The sequence below is a fragment of the Luteibacter sp. genome (assembly GCF_036499525.1).
GTDB lineage: Bacteria > Pseudomonadota > Gammaproteobacteria > Xanthomonadales > Rhodanobacteraceae > Luteibacter.
Genome location: NZ_DASYDO010000019.1, coordinates 123,649 through 144,753 on the forward strand (window position 1 = coordinate 123,649; position 21,105 = coordinate 144,753).

20 protein-coding genes are annotated in these 21,105 nt (G+C 64.9%); 9 read left to right on the forward strand and 11 right to left on the reverse strand.

The features are described from left to right. Nucleotides 1–10 precede the first annotated feature (10 nt). From VGM71_RS03725 to VGM71_RS03735, 3 genes are all read right to left on the reverse strand, one after another. The gene (locus VGM71_RS03725) at nt 11–1,021 is read right to left on the reverse strand and encodes an NAD-dependent epimerase (protein ID WP_331542469.1); all 1,011 of its coding nucleotides are present in this window, start codon (nt 1,019–1,021) and stop codon (nt 11–13) included. A 10-nt stretch (nt 1,022–1,031) separates the two neighbouring features. After that, entirely contained in the window at nt 1,032–2,309 is a 1,278-nt protein-coding gene (gene tviB / locus VGM71_RS03730; protein WP_331542532.1) for a Vi polysaccharide biosynthesis UDP-N-acetylglucosamine C-6 dehydrogenase TviB, read from the reverse strand. Between the two features lie 207 nt (nt 2,310–2,516). Continuing rightward, on the reverse strand, nt 2,517–2,933 hold the full coding sequence (locus tag VGM71_RS03735) for a hypothetical protein (protein WP_331542470.1): 417 nt from the start codon (nt 2,931–2,933) through the stop codon (nt 2,517–2,519). A gap of 191 nt (nt 2,934–3,124) precedes the next feature. On the opposite strand from VGM71_RS03735, the gene VGM71_RS03740 reads away from it, so the two are divergent. Genes VGM71_RS03740 through mfd form a run of 5 tightly spaced genes read left to right on the forward strand, consistent with a single transcriptional unit; the run spans nt 3,125 to nt 9,557 of the window. After that, nucleotides 3,125–3,655 carry a DUF6630 family protein gene (locus VGM71_RS03740; protein WP_331542471.1) on the forward strand — a complete coding sequence of 177 codons (531 nt, stop codon included), beginning with the start codon at nt 3,125–3,127 and terminating at the stop codon, nt 3,653–3,655. A 20-nt stretch (nt 3,656–3,675) separates the two neighbouring features. After that, the gene (locus tag VGM71_RS03745) at nt 3,676–4,578 is read left to right on the forward strand and encodes a 23S rRNA (adenine(2030)-N(6))-methyltransferase RlmJ (protein ID WP_331542472.1); all 903 of its coding nucleotides are present in this window, start codon (nt 3,676–3,678) and stop codon (nt 4,576–4,578) included. A gap of 28 nt (nt 4,579–4,606) precedes the next feature. Then, nucleotides 4,607–5,113 carry a Slp family lipoprotein gene (locus tag VGM71_RS03750; protein WP_331542473.1) on the forward strand — a complete coding sequence of 169 codons (507 nt, stop codon included), beginning with the start codon at nt 4,607–4,609 and terminating at the stop codon, nt 5,111–5,113. Between the two features lie 33 nt (nt 5,114–5,146). After that, on the forward strand, nt 5,147–6,055 hold the full coding sequence (locus tag VGM71_RS03755; RefSeq protein WP_331542474.1) for a cation diffusion facilitator family transporter: 909 nt from the start codon (nt 5,147–5,149) through the stop codon (nt 6,053–6,055). Nucleotides 6,056–6,107: 52 nt separating this feature from the next. After that, nucleotides 6,108–9,557: a transcription-repair coupling factor gene (gene mfd, locus VGM71_RS03760; RefSeq protein WP_331542475.1), complete on the forward strand. Its 3,450-nt coding sequence runs from the start codon at nt 6,108–6,110 to the stop codon at nt 9,555–9,557. Here mfd and egtD read toward each other — a convergent pair. Both egtD and egtB read right to left on the reverse strand, forming a co-directional pair. Then, nucleotides 9,554–10,537: an L-histidine N(alpha)-methyltransferase gene (gene egtD / locus VGM71_RS03765; protein ID WP_331542476.1), complete on the reverse strand. Its 984-nt coding sequence runs from the start codon at nt 10,535–10,537 to the stop codon at nt 9,554–9,556. The genes mfd and egtD overlap by 4 nt on opposite strands. Then, nucleotides 10,534–11,802, reverse strand: coding sequence for an ergothioneine biosynthesis protein EgtB (gene egtB / locus VGM71_RS03770; protein ID WP_331542477.1), 1,269 nt, complete (start codon nt 11,800–11,802; stop codon nt 10,534–10,536). The genes egtD and egtB overlap by 4 nt, the downstream gene beginning before the upstream one ends. Before the next feature lie 183 nt (nt 11,803–11,985). Between egtB and VGM71_RS03775 the strand changes: the two genes are divergently transcribed. Continuing rightward, the gene (locus VGM71_RS03775; protein ID WP_331542478.1) at nt 11,986–12,423 is read left to right on the forward strand and encodes a DUF6491 family protein; all 438 of its coding nucleotides are present in this window, start codon (nt 11,986–11,988) and stop codon (nt 12,421–12,423) included. A gap of 53 nt (nt 12,424–12,476) precedes the next feature. On the opposite strand, the gene VGM71_RS03780 is transcribed toward VGM71_RS03775, so the two are convergent. The 4 genes from VGM71_RS03780 to VGM71_RS03795 all read right to left on the reverse strand — a co-directional run bounded on the left by VGM71_RS03780 (nt 12,477) and on the right by VGM71_RS03795 (nt 16,428). Next, nucleotides 12,477–13,052, reverse strand: coding sequence for a hypothetical protein (locus tag VGM71_RS03780; protein ID WP_331542479.1), 576 nt, complete (start codon nt 13,050–13,052; stop codon nt 12,477–12,479). Nucleotides 13,053–13,286: 234 nt separating this feature from the next. Next, nucleotides 13,287–13,691, reverse strand: coding sequence for a hypothetical protein (locus VGM71_RS03785; protein ID WP_331542480.1), 405 nt, complete (start codon nt 13,689–13,691; stop codon nt 13,287–13,289). 77 nt (nt 13,692–13,768) lie between these two features. Then, nucleotides 13,769–15,913, reverse strand: coding sequence for a bifunctional 23S rRNA (guanine(2069)-N(7))-methyltransferase RlmK/23S rRNA (guanine(2445)-N(2))-methyltransferase RlmL (rlmKL, locus tag VGM71_RS03790; protein ID WP_331542481.1), 2,145 nt, complete (start codon nt 15,911–15,913; stop codon nt 13,769–13,771). Further along, a complete protein-coding gene (locus VGM71_RS03795; protein WP_331542482.1) occupies nt 15,910–16,428 on the reverse strand; it encodes an alpha/beta hydrolase in 519 nt (172 codons plus the stop codon). The genes rlmKL and VGM71_RS03795 overlap by 4 nt, the downstream gene beginning before the upstream one ends. 45 nt (nt 16,429–16,473) lie before the next feature. On the opposite strand from VGM71_RS03795, the gene VGM71_RS03800 reads away from it, so the two are divergent. The 3 genes from VGM71_RS03800 to VGM71_RS03810 are packed head-to-tail and all read left to right on the forward strand — an operon-like array spanning nt 16,474 to nt 18,835. Beyond that, nucleotides 16,474–17,028: an N-acetylmuramoyl-L-alanine amidase gene (locus tag VGM71_RS03800; protein WP_331542483.1), complete on the forward strand. Its 555-nt coding sequence runs from the start codon at nt 16,474–16,476 to the stop codon at nt 17,026–17,028. A 48-nt stretch (nt 17,029–17,076) separates the two neighbouring features. Beyond that, a complete protein-coding gene (tesB, locus tag VGM71_RS03805) occupies nt 17,077–17,943 on the forward strand; it encodes an acyl-CoA thioesterase II (protein ID WP_331542484.1) in 867 nt (288 codons plus the stop codon). 4 nt (nt 17,944–17,947) lie between these two features. Next, nucleotides 17,948–18,835, forward strand: a complete 888-nt coding sequence (locus VGM71_RS03810) for a LysR family transcriptional regulator (protein ID WP_331542485.1) — start codon at nt 17,948–17,950, stop codon at nt 18,833–18,835. 223 nt (nt 18,836–19,058) lie between these two features. On the opposite strand, the gene VGM71_RS03815 is transcribed toward VGM71_RS03810, so the two are convergent. Further along, nucleotides 19,059–20,555, reverse strand: coding sequence for an MFS transporter (locus VGM71_RS03815; RefSeq protein ID WP_331542486.1), 1,497 nt, complete (start codon nt 20,553–20,555; stop codon nt 19,059–19,061). 81 nt (nt 20,556–20,636) lie between these two features. Next, a complete protein-coding gene (locus VGM71_RS03820) occupies nt 20,637–21,092 on the reverse strand; it encodes a hypothetical protein (RefSeq protein WP_331542487.1) in 456 nt (151 codons plus the stop codon). Between the last annotated feature and the right edge of the window lie 13 nt (nt 21,093–21,105).

A 21,105-nucleotide genomic window follows, 5' to 3' on the forward strand; every position in this document is an offset into this window, starting at 1 on the left:
AACGGCCGTGTCAGACCCCGTGGTACTCGCGGTACCACCGAACGAAACGCGCCACGCCCTCTTCCACGGACACCTGCGGCACGTAGCCCACGGCGCGGCGCAATTCGCTGACATCGGCCTCGGTGTCCGGCACGTCGCCCGCCTGCAACGGCAGGAGTTCCATGATGGCTTCGCGCCCGAGGCACTGCTCGAGGCGGCGGATGTAATCCAGCAATTCCACCGGCTGCTCGTTGCCGATGTTGTACAGCCGGAACGGCGCCACGCCGCTGGAGGAAGGATCGGGCCTGGTGGCGTCCCACGCCGTGTCGACCACGGGTGGACGGTCGAGGCAGCGGATCACGCCTTCGACGATGTCGTCGATATAGGTGAAGCTGCGCCGGTGCCGCCCGTGGTTGAACACCTTGATGGGTTCGCCCTTGAGGATCGCACGGGTGAACAGGAACAAGGCCATGTCCGGCCTGCCCCACGGTCCGTAGACGGTGAAGAAACGCAGGCCCGTGCTCGGAATGCCGTACAGGTGCGCGTAGCTGTGCGCCATCTGCTCGTTGGCCTTCTTCGTCGCCGCGTAAAGGGTCAACGGATGTTCGGCCGGGTTGTGCTCCGAAAACGGCATGGCGCGATTCGCACCGTATACCGAACTGGTGGACGCGAAGACGAGGTGCTCTACCCCGTGGTCGCGGCACCCTTCGAGCACGTGCAGGAATCCCGTGATGTTGCTGGACACGTAAACGTGCGGGTTTTCCGCGGCGTAGCGCACGCCCGCCTGGGCGGCGAGGTGCACGACACGCTGCGGCTGATGGCTGGCGAACAACGAAGCCATGGCCTCGCGATCGGCCAGGTCGGCATGCACGTGCGTGTAGCGCGGATCGTGCCGGAAGCGATCCAGGCGCGCCTGTTTCAGGCTCACGTCGTAATAGTCGTTGAGATTGTCGAGACCGACCACCTCGTCACCGCGCTCCAGCAGCCGCTTCGCCACATGCGAACCGATGAATCCCGCCGTGCCGGTCACCAATACTTTCATGGTTGTTCCCTCAGAGCCGTCCGTCCACCGCGTCGCGCGGCAGCACGTATTTCACGTCGTAGATCACCGCGCCGGGTTTGCCGAACGCGCGGATGCCCACGGCGCCCAGGTCATGGAACTGGCGGTGCGCCACGGCGACGACGATGGCGTCGTAAGCACCGGGCACAGGTTGCGCCACCGTATGCAGTCCGTAAGCTTGCGCTGCCTCCCCGGCATCGACCCAGGGGTCGTAAACGTCGATCGTCGCGTTGTAGGTTTTCAGCGCGGTGATGATGTCGACGACGCGGGTGTTGCGCAGATCGGGACAGTTTTCCTTGAAGGCGAGGCCCAGCACCAGCACCCGCGCACCGACGGGGTTGAGGCCCTTGCAGACCATGAGCCGGATCACTTCACCCGCGATATACGGGCCCATGCCGTCGTTGGTGCGGCGTCCAGCCAGGATCACGTCGGGATGGTGCCCGACTTCCTGTGCCTTGTGCGTGAGGTAGTAAGGATCCACGCCGATGCAATGCCCGCCGACAAGGCCGGGGCGGAACGGCAGGAAATTCCACTTCGTGCCAGCGGCTTCGAGTACTTCCAGCGTATCGATGCCGAGCTTGTTGAACAGGATGGCGAGATCGTTGACCAGCGCGATGTTGAGGTCGCGCTGGGTGTTCTCGATGACCTTCGCCGCTTCGGCCACCTTGATGCTACTGGCTTTGTACGTGCCCGCGTCGATGATGCGGGCGTACAAGGCGTCGACGAAATCGGCGGCTTCCGGGGTAGAGCCGGAGGTAACCTTGCGGATGTTGTTGACGCGATGCAGCTTGTCGCCCGGATTGATCCGCTCCGGACTGTAACCGGCGAAGAAGTCCTCGTTGAAGACCAGCGCCGAAGTGCGCTCCAGGATAGGTACGCAGACTTCCTCGGTGCACCCGGGATAGACGGTGGATTCATACACGACGAGGTCGCCCCGCTTCAGTACCTTGCCGAGCGTTTCGCTCGCCCGCGTCAACGGCGTGAGGTCGGGGCGTTTGGCGCTGTCGATCGGGGTGGGCACCGTCACGATGAAGACGTTGCAGGCACGGAGGTCGTCGACGTCGCTGCTATAGGCGAGCTGGCCGGCCTGCCCGAGCGCATCGGCGTCCACCTCCAGCGTACGGTCCGTGCCCGCGCGAAGTTCCTCGATACGCGACGCATCGATATCGAATCCGACGGTTGGGAATGTCTTGCCGAATTCGACGGCCAGGGGAAGGCCGACATAACCGAGACCGATGACGCCGATCTTTACCTTGTCCAACTGCTGCATCGGGCTTCCGTCGATGAATAGCTGCACGGTCCGGACGAGGCCGGAAGTAACCGTGAAGCCTAGCGGATCGCCCGGCTATTGGGTAGGAGCGCGCCCTGCGCGCGACAGGCTTTCGCGAAGAGCAACTGGTCCTGTTGCCCCGGGCCCCAAAAGATGTCGTACCCGACGCGGGCATAAACGCGCAGGGCGCGCTCCTACGACCAGCGGTCAGCCGCCTTCGGCGGGCAGCTGGTTGACGTCGCGCACGCTGTAAACGTCGATCGAATACGGCACCCGGGCGTCGCCCGTGGCCTCGAAGCGGCCGAATACCGTGGCATCGGCGCGGACGCCCTTCTCGCTCACTGTGCGCCGGAACGACAGGATGTCGCGTTTGTGGCCGGTGCTGTCGTCCAGACTGAGGTTCACCGCACCCTTGCACTGTGCGTCGGTAAGCGTGGTGACCTTGCCCTCGGTGGTCGCGATGCCGCGCACGGTGACCGTGGTGCCTACGTAGCGGGCGGCGGCGCCCAGCACGTTGCAGATCGTTTCCGGTGGCGGATCGTCCGACCGGGCCGCGGCGCTTCCGGTGGCCACTACAAGGCTAAGGGCGACCGCCGTCGCCCGAACGAAAGTAAGCGCTTTCATAGGTTTTCCCCCTTGATACCGGCCCTGGACGGGCCGAGCCGAGTAGACGGCTAAATGGAGCACACCGCGTTTGGGCCCTCAGGTCAATAAGAAATTTCGGCATATTGGGGAAAACCCCCTTTAGAATCAGTAGTATGAAGCCTCTTCGGGGCGATCAGCGATACTATGGCCCCCCATGAAGGCCCCCACGCATGGCTTCCTACGACGACGATTTCGGCTACGAGAACGAGCATGACGACGAGGACGGCGACGATTCGGTCGAGTCCCAGGTATGGCAACTGCTTACCCTCATCAACCCCGGCGACGAGGAAGGGGCGCTACAGCAGTTTGCCGCCTATCGCGAGACGGTAGAGGAGGAAGGCGACGACGACCCCGTGCGGATCGTGGGCCAGGTCACCGACTGGCGCTCGGGCTTCGAGGTCGATGCCGACGACACCCGTGCCCTGGTCGAGGCGATCAACGAACTGGTGGCGCGCTGGAACCTCAACATCGACTGGGATGGCGACCCGGACGACGACGAATTCCACGAGGACATCGATGGCCCGGAGCTCTTCTCGCGTGCCTTCGACCAGCTCAACCCGCACGGGTACACCTTGTGGGCCCGCGAAGCCGACGACGACGTCTATGCCGGCTGGATCACCCAGTCGCGGGATGACGAGGCCATGCGGCTTGTTGCCACGGCGCTTGGCATCAACCTGCGCCTGGGGAACCAGGTGACTTGATGGGCCGGTATAATGGGTAGATGAATTACCGCCACGCCTACCATGCCGGCAACTTTGCCGATGTCCTCAAGCACATGGTGCTCGTGGCCCTGATCGACGCCCTGGAGCAGAAGGCCTCGCCCTTCTGCTACATCGACACGCATGCCGGCCGCGGCCGCTACGACCTTCGCGGCGCCGAGGCGCGGAAGACCGCCGAGTCGGACGAAGGTTTCGGCATCCTGAAGACCGCCAGCGGCCTGCCTCCGCTGCTCTGGAAGTGGCTGGAAACCGTCCGCGCCTGTAACGAAGGCGACGAGACCCTGCGCTACTACCCCGGCTCGCCCTGGATCGCCGCGCACCTGATGCGCGAAGGCGACTCCGCCCAGCTTTGCGAACTGCAGGCGGGGGAATCCGGCGCGCTGCGCCAGCTGTTCCACAACGATCCCCGTGTGCACGTGCACCAGCGCGACGGCTACGAGGCACTGAACGCCCTCGTGCCGCCGAAGGAAAAGCGCGGCCTCGTGCTGATCGACCCGCCGTTCGAGGCGCAGGAAGCCGAGTTCCGCCTGATCGAAAGATCACTGAAGGCCGCCTTGGAGAAGTGGCCCGGCGGCATCTTCGCCATCTGGTATCCGATCAAGCTGCGCAGCCACGTGCAGCCATTCCATCGCTGGCTATCCAAAAGCGCGGCGAAGCGCGTGCTCGTGGCCGAGCTGCTGCTGCGGCCGGACGACTCCCCGCTGCGCCTCAATGGCACCGGCGTGGCCATCGTGAATGCACCGTGGAAGCTCGATGAAGTGCTACGCGACTCCCTGCGACTGCTGCCCAAGCTGTTGGGAACGCCCGGCGAATCCGAATACCGGCTGACCTGGCTCAAGGAAGACGGCCCGGATGAACATCCCGCCCACGCGCCGCAGCCGTTCCATTCAGTGCGGCGGCGCTAAAGTCGTACCACACGCCAGGAGTCGACCCATGCGCCCGTCCGTCGTTCGTCTCGCCGCCCCTGCTGCCGTTCTCGCCGTTGCCCTCGCCGGCTGCGCACCCGCACCCATCTACAAGCCAACGCCGAACAACGCCGCCGTGCCGCCCGCCCAAGTCGCCCGTGAGCCCGAGCGTTATGCCGCGTCCGACGTGATCTGGGGTGGCCGCATCGTCAACGTGCGCAACTTCGCCGACCATAGTGAAATCGAAGTCCTCGCCTACCCGCTGGACGGCTCGCAGCGTCCCCAGTCGAACGACACTGGCAATGGCCGCTTCATCGCGGCCATGCCGGGCTACGTCGAAAGCCTGGACTTCCCGTCGGGCGGACTGGTGACGATCGCGGGGCGCCTCAACGGCACCCGCACCGGCAACGTGGGCGAGGCGCAGTACACCTTCCCGCTGGTGTCGGTGAACCAGTCGCATGTATGGACGGCCAAGGAAATGTCCGGCGGCCACCCCAACGTGAGCTTTGGCGTCGGCGTGGGCGTGATCCGGTAAGATCCTGCGATTCCATTGCGGGACGGGGACCACATGTCGGGACATGCCGATTCGAAGCGCGCGATCTTCCTCGCGCTCGGAGCCAATTTCGCCATCTTCATCGCCAAGCTCGTCGCGGCGATCTTCACCGGCTCCGGTGCGATGCTCGCGGAAGCCGTGCATTCGCTGGCCGACTGCGGCAACCAGGGCCTGCTTCTGCTGGGCATACGCCAGGCGAAGCGCCCGCCGTCGCACGACTATCCTTTGGGCTGGGGCCGCGCGCTGTATTTCTGGTCCTTCCTCGTCGCGATGCTGCTTTTCAGCGTGGGCGGCATGTTCTCGGTATACGAGGGCGTGCACAAGCTGAGCCACCCGGAGCCGCTACGCTGGGCCTGGCTGGCCGTGGGTGTGCTGGTGTTCTCGATCGTTACCGAGGGCGTTTCCATGTATGGCGTCATGCAGGAAGTGAACAAGGCGCGGGAGGGCCAGCCGCTTTGGCAGTGGTTCCGGGAGACGCGTGCGAGCGAACTCCTGGTGATTTTCGGCGAGGACCTCGCGGCCCTGGTCGGCTTGTGTCTCGCCCTGCTCGCCGTGTTGCTCACCATGCTTACCGGCAATCTGATCTTCGACGCCATGGGCACCATCGCTATCGGCGTCCTTCTGATCGTGGTGGCCATCGCCGTCGCACGCGAGGTGAAGGCTCTGCTGATCGGCCAGGGCGTGGAGCCGAAACATCGTGCGGCGATGCTCGCCTTCCTCGAGGCCCGTCCCGAGATCGAGCTCGTCTACAACGTGCTGACCCTGCAAATGGGCCCTGACGTGATGGTCGCGATCAAGGCAAAAATGGCCTCCACGCCTAGCGCGCGGTCCATGATCGACGCCATCAATATCGTGGAGGCCGACTTCCGGGCCGAGTTCAAGGACGTGCGCTGGAGCTTCTTCGAGCCCGACCACGCCGACTGAGGACGGGGTAGTACAATCGAACGCTTGTCCGCACGGTCCAAGCCCCCACTCCATGCCTGTAGCGCTCCCGAGCCCTCCCCTCCCCGTCAACGCCAAGACCCGCCGTTACTGGGTCGTTCCACACGGCTCCTCCTGGGCCCTGGAGATCGCGGAGGCGGCCCGGGCCCACGATGGCCTGCTAGTCGTCGTGGCGCGCGATACCCGCAGCGCGGACAATCTCGAAAGCGAGCTGGCGGTGTTCGCGGGCGAACTGCCCGTGCTGCATTTTCCGGACTGGGAAACGCTGCCCTACGACGTCTTCAGTCCGCATCCCGAGGTCGTGTCGCAGCGCATCGCCACCTTGTACCGGCTGCCATCCACGCGGCGCGGCGTGCTCGTGGTGCCCGTGGCCACGCTGATGCAGCGGATCGCTCCGCGCACGCACATCACGGGTTCCGGCCTGGTCCTGCGCAAGGGGCAGAAGCTCGACCTCGCTTCGGAGCAGCGCCGCCTGGAAGCCGCCGGCTATCGCAACGTGCCGCAGGTCGCCGAGCCGGGCGATTTCGCCGTGCGCGGCGCGTTGATCGACATCTACGCCATGGGAGCCGGCGAGCCGTATCGCGTGGAACTGTTCGACGACGAGATCGAATCGATCCGCACCTTCGACACCGAAACCCAACGCTCGCAGCACCAGGTGGAAAGCGTCGACTTGCTTCCCGCACGCGAATTCCCGCTGACGGAAGATGCCGCCAAGGATTTCCGAGCCAACCTGCGCGAACGTTTTCCCATCGACATCCGGCGTTGTCCTCTTTACCAGGACATGAAGGAAGGCGTGACACCGGGCGGCATCGAGTACTACCTGCCCCTGTTCTTCAATACCACCGAAACCCTGTTCGACTACATCGCGGGCGACGCGCTGTTCGTGCTCGGCGAAGGCGCCCTGGAATCGTCCGAACAGTTCTGGACGCAGACGGCCGAGCGTTACGAGCAGCGTGCACACGATATCGAACGGCCGGTGCTGCCGCCGGCGGAGATCTACCTGACGCCGGAACACCTGCGCGAGCAGCTGAACCGCCAGGTTCGCGTGGACGTGGTCGCGAAGGGCCATGAACACGCGGTGGACCTCGGCACCCAGCCCGCGCCCGAAGTGCCGCTGAACCGCAAGGGCGAGGAGCCCGGTACCGGCCTCCGGCACTTTCTCGACAGTTATCCGGGCCGGGTACTGATCGCCGCGGACTCGGCCGGCCGTCGCGAGGCGCTGATCGAGCAGCTGGCCGGCGCCGGGCTGAAGCCCGTCAACATCGAGGGCTGGAAGGATTTCCTCGCTCGCAGCGAACCGCTGGCGATCACCGTCGCCTCGCTGGAACAGGGCTTCGCCCTCACCCAACCCGCCATCGCGGTGCTCACCGAGCGCGAATTGTTCGGCGAACGCGTGCGCACCGATCGCAAGCGCCGCGCCGGCGCGGCACGCGATCCCGAAAGCATCATCAAGGACCTCACCGAGCTGTCGATCGGATCGCCCATCGTGCACATCGACCATGGCGTGGGCCGCTACCAGGGCCTTGTCTCGCTTGATGTCGGCGACATGCCCGGCGAATTCCTCACGGTCGAATACGCCAAGGGCGACAAACTTTACGTGCCCGTGGCCCAGCTGGGGCTGGTCAGCCGCTACACGGGCACGGCACCGGAGCTGGCTCCACTGCACTCCCTGGGTGGCGACGCCTGGGAGCGCGCGCGCAAGAAAGCGGCCGAGAAGGTCCGCGACGTGGCCGCCGAGCTGCTCGCGATCTACGCACAGCGTGAAGCGCGCCAGGGCGAGTCGCTATCGGTGGACCGGCAGATGATCGAGGAATTCGCTGCCACCTTCCCGTTCGAGGAAACCGCAGACCAGCAGGCCGCGATCGATGCGGTGATCGTCGACCTCGCCGCGCCGCGCGCCATGGACCGCGTAGTCTGCGGCGACGTGGGCTTCGGCAAGACCGAGGTAGCGCTACGCGCGGCGTTTGCTGCGGCTACAGCAGGCAAGCAGGTGGCGGTGCTGGTGCCAACCACCCTTCTCGCCCAGCAGCACTACCGCAATTTCGCCGACCGCTTCGCCGACTGGCCCGTGCGCGTCGACGTGCTCTCCCGCTTCAGGTCGAAGAAGGACGTGGATGCGGCGCTGGAGCGCCTGGCCGAGGGCCAGATCGACGTCATGGTCGGAACGCACAAGCTGCTGCAGGCGGACATCCGTTTCAAGGACCTCGGCCTCGTCATCGTCGATGAGGAACAGCGCTTCGGCGTGCGCCAGAAGGAGCAGCTGAAGAAGCTGCGTGCGGAGGTGGACCTCCTCACGCTCACCGCCACTCCGATCCCGCGCACGCTGAACATGGCGATGAGCGGCCTGCGCGACCTCTCCATCATCGCGACGCCACCGGCGCACCGCACGGCGGTACGTACGCTGATCTCCACTTACCAGCCGGCCCTGATTCGTGAAGCGATCCAGCGCGAACTCGCGCGTGGCGGTCAGGTGTATTTCCTGCACAACGAAGTGCAATCGATCGAGCGCATGGCGCGTGACCTGGGCGAACTAGTGCCCGATGCGCGCATCCGCGTGGCGCATGGACAGATGCCCGAGCGCGAACTGGAAGCGGTGATGGCCGACTTCCACCGCCAGCGCTTCAACGTGCTGGTGTCGACGACCATCATCGAATCCGGCATCGATATCCCGACGGCCAACACCATCGTCGTCAACCGCGCCGACCGCTTCGGCCTGGCCCAGCTGCATCAGCTGCGCGGCCGCGTGGGCCGTTCGCACCATCGCGCGTATGCCTACCTGATCGTGCCTGACCGCAAGGCCATGACCGCGGATGCTGAAAAACGCCTCGAAGCGCTGGCCTCGCTTGAGGAACTGGGCGCCGGTTTCACCTTGGCGACGCACGACCTCGAGATTCGCGGCGCGGGCGAGATGCTGGGCGAAGAGCAGTCGGGCCAGATCCAGGAGATCGGCTTTGGCCTCTACACGGAGTTGCTGGACCGCGCCGTGCGGGCGCTGAGGTCCGGCAAGGTGCCCGACTTCGATCTCACCTCGGAACACGAGACGGAAGTGGAATTGCACCTGCCGGCGCTGATTCCCGAAGACTACCTGCCCGACGTGCATACACGCCTGACGTTGTATAAGCGCATCGCCAGCGCGCGCAACGACGACGGCCTGCGCGAACTGCAGGTGGAGATGATCGACCGTTTCGGCCTGTTACCCGACCAGACGAAGTGCCTGTTCGCGGTGGCCCAGCTGAAGCTGATGGCTACGCCGCTGGGCATTCGCAAGCTCGACTTCGGCCCCACCGGCGGTCGCGTCACGTTCCGCGAGAAGCCGGACATCGACCCGGTCGCGCTGATCAAGCTGATCCAGCAGCAGCCGCGGGTGTTCAAGATGGAGGGCCAGGACAAGCTGCGCGTCATCCTGGAATTGCCCGGCTCCTCCGAGCGTATCCGCACCGCGCAGGACCTGCTCGTGTCATTGGGTGCGCCGAGACCGGTTTAACCCGCCGGCGCGGCGCGCACCAGGTACTGCACGCTGAAGCGATGCTCGTCGTCCATCCAGACCTGGGCGACGGACAAGCCGGCCTTGCCTGCCATCTGGGCGAAATCCTCGAGCGAATACTTGCAGCTGTATTCCACGTGCATGGCCTCGTCTTCGCGGAAGGCGAAGGTGTCATCACCCACATGTACGTCCTGTCGCTTCGTGCTGACCAGGTCGGTTTCGATGCGGCCCGCCAGTGCGTTGTAGCGCGCACGGTGGCGGAAGGCCGAGACATCGAAATCCGCGCCCACTTCGTTGTTCAGCCGCACGAGCATGTTCAGGGTGAAATCGTTCGTGACGCCTGCGGCGTCGTTATAGGCGGCTTCGATTTCCGCGGGATCTTTCTTCAGGTCCACACCGACGAGGATGCCGCCACCGTCGCTCATTTCCGCGCACATCTGGCGCAGGATGCGAATGGCGTCCTTCGTTTCGAAGTTGCCGATGGTGGAACCCGGAAAATAGATGATGGTTCGCCGCTGAGGACGCATCGCCACGGGCAGGCGCAGCGGCTGGGTGAAGTCGGCGCACACCGGCTGCATCGGCACATCCGGAAAACGTAACGCCAGTTCGGCCACGCTTTCCATCAGCGCGCTGCGGGAGATCTCCACCGGTACGTACGCAGCTGGGGTTTCCAGGTGCTCAAGCAGCATGCGCGTCTTGATGCCGCTGCCGCTGCCGTATTCCACGAGACGGACGTCGGGACCGAGCGTGGCGGCGATGTCGCCGGCGTGATCGCGCATGATCGCGATCTCGGTGCGGGTGAGGTAATACTCGGGCTGTTCGCAGATAGCTTCGAACAACGCAGAACCGCGTTCGTCGTAGAACAACCGGGAGGGAAGCTTCTTGGATTTCGCGGCTAGCCCGCGCCGCACGATGTCGAGGGTGTCCTCGACATCCGGATGGCGGTCGTCTACGCGGATGTCTTTCGGTTGAGCGCTCATCGATCGGTTCCCAGTCGTATCCCCGAAAACTGCCAACGGGCGTGGGGAGGAAAAAAGTTGCGGTACGTCGCACGAATATGGTCGGCGGGCGTGACGCAGGATCCACCGCGAAGGATCCACTGCCCATTCATGAACTTGCCGTTGTACTCGCCCAGCGCACCGGCGAGCGGGCGGAAGCCCGGATAGCTGATATAGGGGCTCATCGTCCATTCCCAAACGTCGCCGTACATTTGTCCGAGCAATGTCTCGAACGACGCGGCCCTGGGTTGGAACAGCCCTTCGTCCTGAAGGTTCCCGTGTACGGGAACATCCGCGGCCATCGTTTCCCACTCCACCTCCGTGGGAAGACGCGCGCCAGCCCAGCGCGCGAAGGCATCGGCTTCGAAATAGCTGATATGACAGACCGGCGCATGCGGATCGATCGCGCGACGGCCCTGCAGGGTGAATTCGGTTTCGAGCGCGTCGTCCCAGTATAACGGACGCTGCCATGCCTCGGCCTGTACCGTCGCCCATCCATCCGAGAGCCATAGCATGGGTTCGCGATAACCACCGTCGTTGACGAAGGCCATGAACTCCGCATTGGTCACGGGACGATTAGCGATCGATCCCGCTTGCCTGTACGTGCGATGTCGCGGTCCCTCGTTATCGAAGGCGAAGCCTTGTCCATCGTGGCCGATCTCCACCACGCCCTCATCGAACGGTACGTAGCACAATGGTTGCGCGGCAACCGATAACGCGCGCGGCGCGTCGTCGTGGTACGCCGGCTGCAACGGGTTCTGCGCGAACGCGTGCTTGATGTCAGTGAGCAACAGTTCCTGGTGCTGCTGTTCGTGCTGGAGGCCGAGCTCGATGAGTGCGGGCAACGCCTCGTCCTCGCCGCGGGCGACGAGCTTGGCAACGGCGTCGTCCACGCGACTGCGGTAAGCCCGCACCTCGTCGAGCGCGGGCCGCGTGAGCATGCCGCGGCGCGGTCGCGCGTGCATGGCGCCCACGGACTGATAGTAGGAATTGAAGAGGTAGTGCCACTCCGGATTCACCGGCACGTAGGCGGCGTCGCGTCCGAGCACGAACTGCTCGAAGAACCAGGTTGTGTGGGCCAGGTGCCATTTCGTCGGGCTGGCATCCGGCATCGACTGGACCACGGTGTCTTCCGGCCGCAATGGGGCGGCCAGTTCCTCGCTTCGGCGGCGTATGCGGAGGAAGCGTCGTGCGAGGTCCACGCTGGCAGGCGGGTTCGATGGAATGCCTTGCGGGCGGACGGTCATGCGCTAGTTCCCGTACAGCCGGTGGGGACGGCGGTCATGCCGGGGACGATGCCCTAGCAAACGTTCAACGAATGTGAGCGGAGCCTGCCGCCACCTTAACGCGTAGTGGACCCAGGGCAACGCCTGTCTCGTTTTTCGGGACCAACAGGCTTAACGTTGGGTACCACCCAAGGAGGACGCGCCATGAATGTCCGCTACCTGCTCGCCGCCTCGCTGCTCATCACCTGCGCCGCCGTACAGGCACAGGATACCAGCCCCCAGGCGCGTAACGAGCTCCCCGTAAACGATTGCATGCGTACCGACCGCATCAGCAATTGGGCCATGGTCGACAACCGCACGGTCGTCGTGGCAAACGGTCCCAACTTCTTCAAGGTCACCACCACCGTGGACTGCCCGCGCATGGACCTCGGCGGCGGCATCCGCTTCCGTGCCGCCGAGAACATCAAGGCGGTGGCGCCCATGCGTATCTGCGGCAGCATCAACGAACAGATCGTGCGTCGCGACGACCCGCCGTGCCAGATCGGGTCCGTCGAGAAGATCGACAAGGCGACGTACAAGTCGCTGGAGAAGAACGCCAGGCACAAGGGGTCGGGTGCGGAACCCAATGGCATGGTGCGCTGATCGGCACATGATCGGCAGGAGCGCGCCCTTGGGGTCACCCCTCCTGCGCGCTCCTATGGCGTTTCAATGGTATCGGTCGCGATCCAGTTGGTTTCCCAGGTGGCTCCGCCATCGGCCGAATAGGCTTGCTCGAACCGGGCGGATGCCGGCGAGACCCGTGTGATGACGAAGCGCACGAGGATGGCCCTGCCCTCAAGCATGTCCGACCCCATGAACATGCCTGTTCCGCGCCCGTCGAATCCGCCAAAGACCGGCGCAGTCAGCATGCCGTTCCTGAGGCTGGCGAAGTTGAGGCTCCACTGCCGCGATCCGGGATTGTACAAGCGCAACGACCCGCCTTCGATCTTGCCGGCGTCTCCCGTCACCGACAGCTCGACGAAGTTCGCCTTGCCGCCTGACAGCGGCTTGATGACACTGGTGCCCCCGTACTCCACCCATTGAGGGGCTTCGCCCGAAAGCGGGTTACGCAGGACCCGGACTTTCGTCGCCCATCGACCCTGTTCCCAGTCGAAATCCCGCTGGCCATCGCGTGCAGCCGGCACCGTCGATGCCGGCTGCGCGACGACATGAGGCAAGATCGCGGCACCCGCGAGTACCGCGACGATCGTGAGCGAGCGGAGTAGGTTCATGTGGCACCGTCGAATGATTGAACGCCGACCGTAGCCGCCTGTCGGCTTTGGTCACCTCATGCTTGCGCGTTATAGTGGCCTTACAAAAGAACCAGTTTTCATGAAGTTGACTATACCACTCCGTGCCGGTGAGCCCCTCGGGCGTCATGTCGCTCGAAGCGATTCGTCGAGGGCGCACATAAAAAAACCCGGCCAGAAGATGGCCGGGTTTTTTCCTGTTCCTGACGCGATCGATCAGTAACCGTCGTCGCGGATGTACCGGGTGCCGTAACCATCGTCCACGTACGTCGTGGTGGTGGTCACGCGGCGCGTGACGGTCGGCGCATCTTCATAGACCACGGCGCCCGGACGGCTGTAGTACACCGGGCGGTCGTAGACGACCGTGCGGGGTGCCGTGGCATTGGCGACGAGGCCGACGACCGCACCGGCGACGATGGCGCCGGCGATCCAGCGGCCCGCGCTGTCGTAGTGGCCGCCGTGGTATCCACCACGGTAGCCATAGCCGCCGTGATAGCCACCGTGATATCCGCCATGGTAACCGCCGTAATAGCCGTGCCCGCGTGCGAACGCACCCGGCGCGAAAGCCATCAGACCTGCCGCGGCGAGGGCCAGACCCGACTTGACGAACTTACCTTTCATGACAGTTACCTCCAGATGTCGAACGCAGATTCGCGCTCCGGCGCTGAATCCGGACTGAAGTTTTCTCGACCTTCCCTTCACGTTTTCCACGGGTTCACGAACGGCTTTCGGAGGAGCCAGCAGCCATGGATGTCGTGGCGTCGCGTGAAATCGAAGGGGATGCTCGGAGCGCTCCAGTCTTCAACGGAAAGATGGGGCTCCAGCGCCGCCCGATCAAGCTGGAAGCGGCGGAAATTGTTTGAGAAAACAATCACGCCGTCCGGCAGCAGGCGGTCGGCGCAGAGCATCAGCAGTTCGACATGATCCCGCTGTACGTCGAAATCGTCTGCCTTCTTGGAGTTCGAGAAAGTAGGCGGATCCACATAGATCAATCCGTACTGCATGGACCGGCTGCGCAGGAAGGTGAACGCGTCTTCCTGAACCAGCCGGTGCCGGTTGCCGGTGAAGCCGTTCAACGCCAGGTTGCGCGAGGCCCAGTCCAGGTAGGTGCCGGAGAGGTCCACCGTGGTGGTGTCCCGGGCATCGCCGGCGGCCGCGTACACGCTGGCGGTGCCGGTATAGGCGAACAGGTTCAGGAAATGCTTCCCGGCCGCCAGCTCGCGGATCCGCGCCCGGACCAGGCGGTGGTCCAGGAACAAGCCGGTGTCCAGGTAATCGGTCGGGTTGATGAGAAAGGCCAGGCCGCCCTCGTGGACCTCCACGAATTCGCCCTTCTGGTCGAACTGCCCGTATTTGGAGCCTCCCTTGCCGCGCTCGCGCGTTTTCACGGCGATCCGCTCGCGCGGCACGCCGAAGATCTCACCCGCCACCCGCACGATCTCGCGGACGCGGATGCGGGCGACGTCCACGGGCACGTCCTGGGGGGCCTTGTATTCCTGAACGTGCAGCCAGTCCTCATACACGTCGACCGCCGCCGCGTACTCCGGCAGGTCCTGGTCGTACGCGCGCCAGCAGGTGATGCCCTCACGGGCCAGCCGCTTGCGGAGGTGGCGGACGTTTTTCTCCAGCCGGTTCTTGAGCATCTGCGCCCCGGTCGAGAGCGGCTTCGCCTCGCGCTGCGCCTCGTCCCGTGCGCGCAGCGCGAAGGTCAGCAGCGGCGTTTCCAGCGCACCGTTGTACAGCGCGTAGCGCTTGTCCGGGCTGAGGCGCAGGGCGCGGCCCAGTTCCTCGTCGCCGGCCAGGACGGCCGCGCGCCAGCCGGCGAAGCGGTCCTTCAAGGCCTGGCCGAGATCGCGGTAAAGCACCGGCAACTCGGCACGGTCGCCCAGGCGCTCGCCATAAGGCGGATTGGTGATGACCAGGCCCAGCGGCGTCTCCGGCGGCGGTTCCACATGCACCGCATCGCGGCGGTCGAGGTGGACGAAGCCTGCCACGCCCGCGCTCTGAGCATTGCGCTTGGAGGTCTGGACCATGTGCGGATCGGAGTCGCTGCCAAAGAACACGGGACGCAGGACGCGCAGACCATCTTCCGCACGCCCCTTGGCTTCGTCGTAGATCGAGCGCCAGAGCGCGTAGTCGTGCTTCAGCCAGCCAAGGAACCCGTAATAGTCGCGGCGCAGACCAGGCGCCACGTCGGCGGCCATCAGCGCGCCTTCGATCAGTAGCGTGCCGGAGCCGCACATCGGATCGACCAGCGCGCCACCTTCCGCATAGATGCGTGGCCATTGCGCGCGGACCAGCATCGCCGCGGCGAGGTTTTCTTTCAGCGGGGCCTCGCCCTGCTGCTCGCGCCAGCCCCGCCGATGCAGGGGCAACCCGGACAGGTCGATGGATACCGTGGCGCGGTCGCGGCGCAGGCGTACGTTCACGCGAAGGTCTGGTTCTTCGGGATCGATATCGGGCCGCGCGCCGCTGACGGCGCGGAACTGGTCGACGATGCCGTCCTTCGTCTTGAGCGCGATGAACTGGCTGTGCGTGAGCTTGCTCTGCGACGTGTTCGCATCCACGGCCAGCGTGCCGTGCGGCGCGAGGTGCTCCGCCCAGTCGATACCCTGCACGCCGGCGTAGAGCCCCTCCGGATCGGCGGCATCGAACTCGGCCAGTGGCAGCAGCACGCGGCTGGCCATGCGCGACCAGAGGCAGGCCCGATAGGCGGCTTCCATCGAACCGGTGAACGACACGCCTGCCAGCGCTTCGCGCACGTCGCCGGCACCCAGGGCGACCAGTTCGTCCTTCAGCAGGTATTCCAGCCCCTTGGGACAGGTGGCGAAGAAGGCGCTCATGCCTGACCGCCCAGGAAGCGGCGGAACGCCGTCTCGATGTCGGGCAGGCTCGCGCCCAGGCGGTGATCGTCCTGAACCAGCAGGGCGGGCATGGCGTGCTGACGGGCAAACGCCACCGCCTCGTCCAGCGGGCATACGTCGTCCGCGTAACCGTGCACGAGGAAGGACCGCACATCGGCGCGCACGCCGAACGCCCGCGGATAGCCGGGGATGCGCGTCGGCAGGGCGAGCAGGAACAGGCCAGACACCGGCGCATCCAGCGAAGCCAGGCCGGAAACGAAGGCGCCCATGCTCGATCCCACGAGAACCGGGGGTACCGGCGAGGCCGCGATGGCGGCTGCAAGCCGCGCCAGGCGCGGGTCGATGGACCCGGCGTGCCCGCGGGCATCGTCCTCGCGATAGTCCGGCCGCGCCGTGCTCCAGCCGAGCGATTCGGCGACGGCGGCGAGCGCACTCACCTTGGTGGCGTCGGGGCTGGAACCGGAACCGTGGGAAAGAATGATGTGGCCGCGCATGGCGGTCTCCGTACGCGGGATGACCGGCTATGTTATCAAAGCGGCATGATCGACATTCTTCACGCCCCCCTGCCCTACGAATCGGTCCTGCCCGGGCGCAAGCCGGACGAGATCGACCTCGTGGTGATCCACTGCACCGAGTTGCCCGACATGGCCATGGCCCGCGAGTACGGCGAGCGCGCGCTCTACGACTCGGGCGCGGGCAACAGTGGCCACTACTACATCGACCGCGACGGTTCGGTGCTGTGCTACATCGACCCGTTGCGCGTCGCCCACCATACCCGCGGCTACAACCCGCGCTCGATAGGCATCGAGCTGGTGAACACGGGCCGCTATCCGGACTGGTTCCACTCCGCGCGGCAGACCATGACCGAGCCTTACCCCGGGCGGCAGATCGACGCGCTGCGCGCGTTGCTGGACCACCTCGTGGAACGCTTTCCCTCGCTGCGTCACATTGCCGGCCACGAGGACCTGGACACGGCCATGGTGCCGTCCAGCGACGATCCGGAGAACGAGGTGCCACGCAAGCGGGATCCGGGCCCCCAATTCCCCTGGGGCCGTGCGTACGACGCCGGACGCCTCGGCCGGCTCGCCAGCTAGCCCCGTTATACTGCCGCCCTGAGCACCACCGCCTATCCAGGGGACCCCATGTCGGACAACCACGTCGGCGAACTCGTCGAACTGCTCGAACTCGAACGCCTGGAAGACAACCTGTTCCGCGGCCAAAGCCGCGATATCGGCACGCGTTTCGTCTTCGGCGGCCAGGTGCTCGGCCAGGCACTTTCCGCCGCGCAACGCACGGTCGATTCGCGACGCGAAGCGCATTCGCTGCACGCATATTTCCTGCGCGCCGGCGACATCAACGCGCCCATCGTTTACAGCGTGGAACGCACGCGCGACGGCGGTTCGTTCTCCTCGCGCCGCGTCGTGGCGATCCAGCACGGCCAGCCGATCCTCAACAGTTCCATCTCGTTCCAGGAACCGGAAACCGGCTACGAGCACCAGATCTCCATGCCCGAGGTGCCCTCACCCGAAGACGTGGAACCGATGCCTTCGGTTTCCGCCGAGCAACTCGGGCGGTTGCCGGAAAAGACCCAGCGCTGGCTTGGCGTGGACGGCCCGTTCGAGTTCCGCCATGTCTGGCCGCGCGACGAACTGCGTCCCGCGAAGCGACCGCCTTACCAGCACATCTGGTTCCGTCTCACCGCGCCCATCGAGGACACGTTGTCGCTGCACCAGGCGCTGCTTGCGTACGCGTCGGACTTCCACCTGATCGGCACGGCCACGCTGCCGCACGGCATTTCGTACCTCACGCGAAACATGCAGATGGCGAGCCTGGACCACGCGCTGTGGTTCCACCGGCCGTTCCGCATCGACGAGTGGCTGCTGTACTCCTTCGACAGCCCGACCTCGCAAGGCTCGCGCGGGCTCGCTCGCGGCACGATCTACACGCGCGACGGCGCCCTCGTGGCCTCTACCGCACAGGAAGGCCTGATCCGCGTCCGTCCGGACTGAAAGCATGAACATCGAGCTCCGCCACCTGCGTTATTTCATCGCCGTGGCCGAGGAGCTCCACTTCAGCCGCGCCGCGGAACGGCTGGGGATTTCCCAGCCGCCGCTGAGCCAGCAGATCCGCGACCTGGAAAACACGCTGGGCGTGCGCCTGCTGCGCCGGACCAACCGACGCGTGGAACTCACCGCCGCCGGCCAGGTGTATCTCGAAGCCGCGAAGGACATCGTGGCCAGGGTGGACGATGCCGGCGATATGTCCCGCCGCGCCGAGCGCGGCGAGATCGGCGAATTGCGCGTGGCCTTCACCCGCAGTACCCCGCTCAGTGAAGGCTTTCCGCGCGCCATACGCGCTTTCCGTGAAGCGTACCCCGCAGTGCGCCTGGTGCTGCTCGAACGCAACACGCTTCAGCAGTTGGAGTACTTGCTCGATGGCCGCCAGCAGGTCGGCCTGGTACGCGGCACCGGGCTTCCGCCCACCCTGGTCACGCACAAGCTTGTCGACGATCCGTTGGTGGCGGTGTTGCGTGCCGATCATCCGCTGGCACGACGCAAACGATCCTTGCGCATGGAAGACCTGGCGGAGGAAAACTTCATCGTGTTCACACGCGCCGCCGGCACCGGTATCCACGACCAGTTGCTGACCATGTGCCGCAATGCCGGTTTCGTACCCCGCATCGCGCAGGAGGCCGGCGAATCCTCCACCATGATCGGGCTCGTTGCCGCGGGCATGGGTGTCGCGATCCTTCCGCGCTCCTTGCGACAGGTACAGGTGGAAGGCGTGGCCTATGTCACCATCGCCTCTGCCGACGCGGCGAGCGCGCTGTACGTCGCGCATCGCCGCGATGATACGTCGCCGCTGGTGAAGGCCTTTACAAAGCTGATGCTGAAGGCGTGAGCGTACGCAGCCGGAGTGCGATGGCAAGGCCGGCCAGGAGTAGTGGAGGACGAGCCGCCCATAAGGACTTCGAGGGAATGATCCATGGCCCGGGAGGTTACACCCGGGCCAAGCCGGATCGATACCGCAAAACCACTGGTTCCATCGCTGGAACGAATCAATCCCAACAATGACCGGGAACAACGCGACACACAGCGACGTGTGGCGCATCCGGCATACGATGTCAGGTCAACCGCTCGGCCTCGGTAGCAGGGCGATCTCGCAGGAGTACGAAGGTCAACATGGCCGCCCCCAGCATCATGCAACCCAGGACAAAGCTGGATGTGGAGAAGGCATGATCAAAAGCCAGGTTCACCGCCTTCTTCAACGGAACACCAGTCTCCTGCGGAAGGCTCGCCACCGCTGCGACACCTTCACCGACGGAAATTCGTATCGACCCGGCCAAAGAGTCGGCGATGCCCTCGGGTAACCGAACCGCATGGCTGTACATGGCGGCCGCCCCACTGCCGATCACGGCGATGCCTAGGACATTGCCGATCTCGTACGCCGTCGACTGCACTGCCGCCGCACTCCCGGCGCGTTCCGCAGGCGCCGCCATGATCACCACCGTTGTGGCGCTGGAAAGGCACAGGCTCACGCCTGCGCCAAGGAATGCGAGAGACACCGAGAAAAGGAGAAGCGATCCCGATCCATTCATGCCAGGCACGAACAACGTCATGGCGATGCATACCATGCCTGCGAGCATGACGTCGCGCACGTTCCAGTGTTGCAGGCAATAAGGGACCGCCAATGCTCCGAGCAACGCGGACGCGGTTGCCGGCAGCAACCAGAATCCCGTGTCCACGGGGCTCAGCAAGTAGACGAACTGCAACCACTGCGATGCCAGGTAGATCGTGGAACTTAGGGCAAACATCACCATCGCGTAGACGAAAATGCCGACGCTGAAGCTGCGCAAACCGAAGAGCCGTACATCCAGCAACGGATCGTCCGTGGCCAACTGGCGCCTGACGAACCACGCCAACGAGGATATCCCCATGGCAAACAAAGCCAGTGCTTCAACCGAAAGCCAACCCGATTTTCCCATCAGCTTGATCGCCTGCACCAGCGCCGTCATTCCCACGAACGAGAGCCCGACGCTGGTCCAGTCCCATCTACGGTTGCCCGGGGAACTGGACTCCTGCACGGTGGTTACCACCAGGGGAATGGCGACCAGTACGACAACCACGTTGATCAGGAACGCAGCCTGCCAATTGAAGACCTGGACGAGCGCGCCACCCAGCACGGGTCCGACCGCAGCGCCCACGCAGCCCGCCACGCCACAGGCGGAGAGGGCTATGGTGCGTTCCCTCGGGTCGGTGAACGTGTTGCGTATGAGCGAAAGGATGTTGGGCATGATCATCGCTCCGCCGATACCAAGCAGGCCCCGGCAAGCGATCGCCTGCCAAGGCTGGTGTATCCACCCGGCCATCAACGACGCCACGCCGAAAACAGCTAGCCCCCACAGGAGCAGGCGCCGGCGACCATGGCGATCACTGAGAGCACCCATGGTGATCAACAAGCCGGCCAGCGTCAGGGCGTAGGCGTTGACGATCCATAACTGCTCGATGGTGGTCGGCCGCATGACCCGGATCAGTGTCGGCATCACCGTATGCAGGATATTGGCATCCATCGCCACCATGAGCATGCACAAGCACAACGTGCCCAGCACGATCCATCGCATTCCATGCATCGTCACGATCCTCTCTGTTCGCCAGAGGATCACTGTATCGGCTTTCGCCTGGAAATGTTTTGAGAAAAATCCTCAGCGCGCGACGGTACCCTGTGCACCGCCGTCCCACTGGATGGCCGATGCCAGTTCTTCGTTGGTCAGGGCGAGTTCGCCGACATCGGCGCCCATTTTCACCACCACCACGTGGTCGCCGTGCCGGGACAATTCCGATGCGCCGGTACTGGTCAGAGCCTGGAGTCGCGTCTCATCCGCGGACAGAAGCACCAGCAGCGTTGCCGAGCCTTCCATGAAACGCACCCCGCTCGTCGCGCTCGATTTCGCGAGTTCTTCGGACGTCAACGGGTCTACGCGCACCTTGCCTGCCCAGCGCGGCGGAGCCACGAAGGTGTAGCCAGCCGCTTCGTCGCGCCACGAGAAACGTTTCATGGGCTCCCTCGGAGGGGCGGCCTCGCGGTGGACACCCGATGGCGGCGTGGCTTGCGGCGTGACCGGCAGACCGAGCATCAGGGCCAGTACAACGGTTTTCATGGCCGGACCTCCG

What these genes read in the sequence shown, in the direction of transcription:
- VGM71_RS03795 (WP_331542482.1), bottom strand. Translation starts at nt 16,428, where the DNA reads ATGCGCGGCCACATCATTCTTTCCCACGGTTCCGGTTCCAGCCCCGAC.
- mfd (WP_331542475.1), top strand. Translation starts at nt 6,108, where the DNA reads ATGCCTGTAGCGCTCCCGAGCCCTCCCCTCCCCGTCAACGCCAAGACC.
- egtB (WP_331542477.1), bottom strand. Translation starts at nt 11,802, where the DNA reads ATGACCGTCCGCCCGCAAGGCATTCCATCGAACCCGCCTGCCAGCGTG.
- VGM71_RS03750 (WP_331542473.1), top strand. Translation starts at nt 4,607, where the DNA reads ATGCGCCCGTCCGTCGTTCGTCTCGCCGCCCCTGCTGCCGTTCTCGCC.
- VGM71_RS03725 (WP_331542469.1), bottom strand. Translation starts at nt 1,021, where the DNA reads ATGAAAGTATTGGTGACCGGCACGGCGGGATTCATCGGTTCGCATGTG.
- VGM71_RS03785 (WP_331542480.1), bottom strand. Translation starts at nt 13,691, where the DNA reads ATGAAAGGTAAGTTCGTCAAGTCGGGTCTGGCCCTCGCCGCGGCAGGT.
- VGM71_RS03810 (WP_331542485.1), top strand. Translation starts at nt 17,948, where the DNA reads ATGAACATCGAGCTCCGCCACCTGCGTTATTTCATCGCCGTGGCCGAG.
- VGM71_RS03800 (WP_331542483.1), top strand. Translation starts at nt 16,474, where the DNA reads ATGATCGACATTCTTCACGCCCCCCTGCCCTACGAATCGGTCCTGCCC.
- VGM71_RS03745 (WP_331542472.1), top strand. Translation starts at nt 3,676, where the DNA reads ATGAATTACCGCCACGCCTACCATGCCGGCAACTTTGCCGATGTCCTC.
- tesB (WP_331542484.1), top strand. Translation starts at nt 17,077, where the DNA reads ATGTCGGACAACCACGTCGGCGAACTCGTCGAACTGCTCGAACTCGAA.
- VGM71_RS03755 (WP_331542474.1), top strand. Translation starts at nt 5,147, where the DNA reads ATGTCGGGACATGCCGATTCGAAGCGCGCGATCTTCCTCGCGCTCGGA.
- VGM71_RS03780 (WP_331542479.1), bottom strand. Translation starts at nt 13,052, where the DNA reads ATGAACCTACTCCGCTCGCTCACGATCGTCGCGGTACTCGCGGGTGCC.
- VGM71_RS03740 (WP_331542471.1), top strand. Translation starts at nt 3,125, where the DNA reads ATGGCTTCCTACGACGACGATTTCGGCTACGAGAACGAGCATGACGAC.
- VGM71_RS03735 (WP_331542470.1), bottom strand. Translation starts at nt 2,933, where the DNA reads ATGAAAGCGCTTACTTTCGTTCGGGCGACGGCGGTCGCCCTTAGCCTT.
- rlmKL (WP_331542481.1), bottom strand. Translation starts at nt 15,913, where the DNA reads ATGAGCGCCTTCTTCGCCACCTGTCCCAAGGGGCTGGAATACCTGCTG.
- VGM71_RS03775 (WP_331542478.1), top strand. Translation starts at nt 11,986, where the DNA reads ATGAATGTCCGCTACCTGCTCGCCGCCTCGCTGCTCATCACCTGCGCC.
- VGM71_RS03820 (WP_331542487.1), bottom strand. Translation starts at nt 21,092, where the DNA reads ATGAAAACCGTTGTACTGGCCCTGATGCTCGGTCTGCCGGTCACGCCG.
- egtD (WP_331542476.1), bottom strand. Translation starts at nt 10,537, where the DNA reads ATGAGCGCTCAACCGAAAGACATCCGCGTAGACGACCGCCATCCGGAT.
- tviB (WP_331542532.1), bottom strand. Translation starts at nt 2,309, where the DNA reads ATGCAGCAGTTGGACAAGGTAAAGATCGGCGTCATCGGTCTCGGTTAT.
- VGM71_RS03815 (WP_331542486.1), bottom strand. Translation starts at nt 20,555, where the DNA reads ATGCGATGGATCGTGCTGGGCACGTTGTGCTTGTGCATGCTCATGGTG.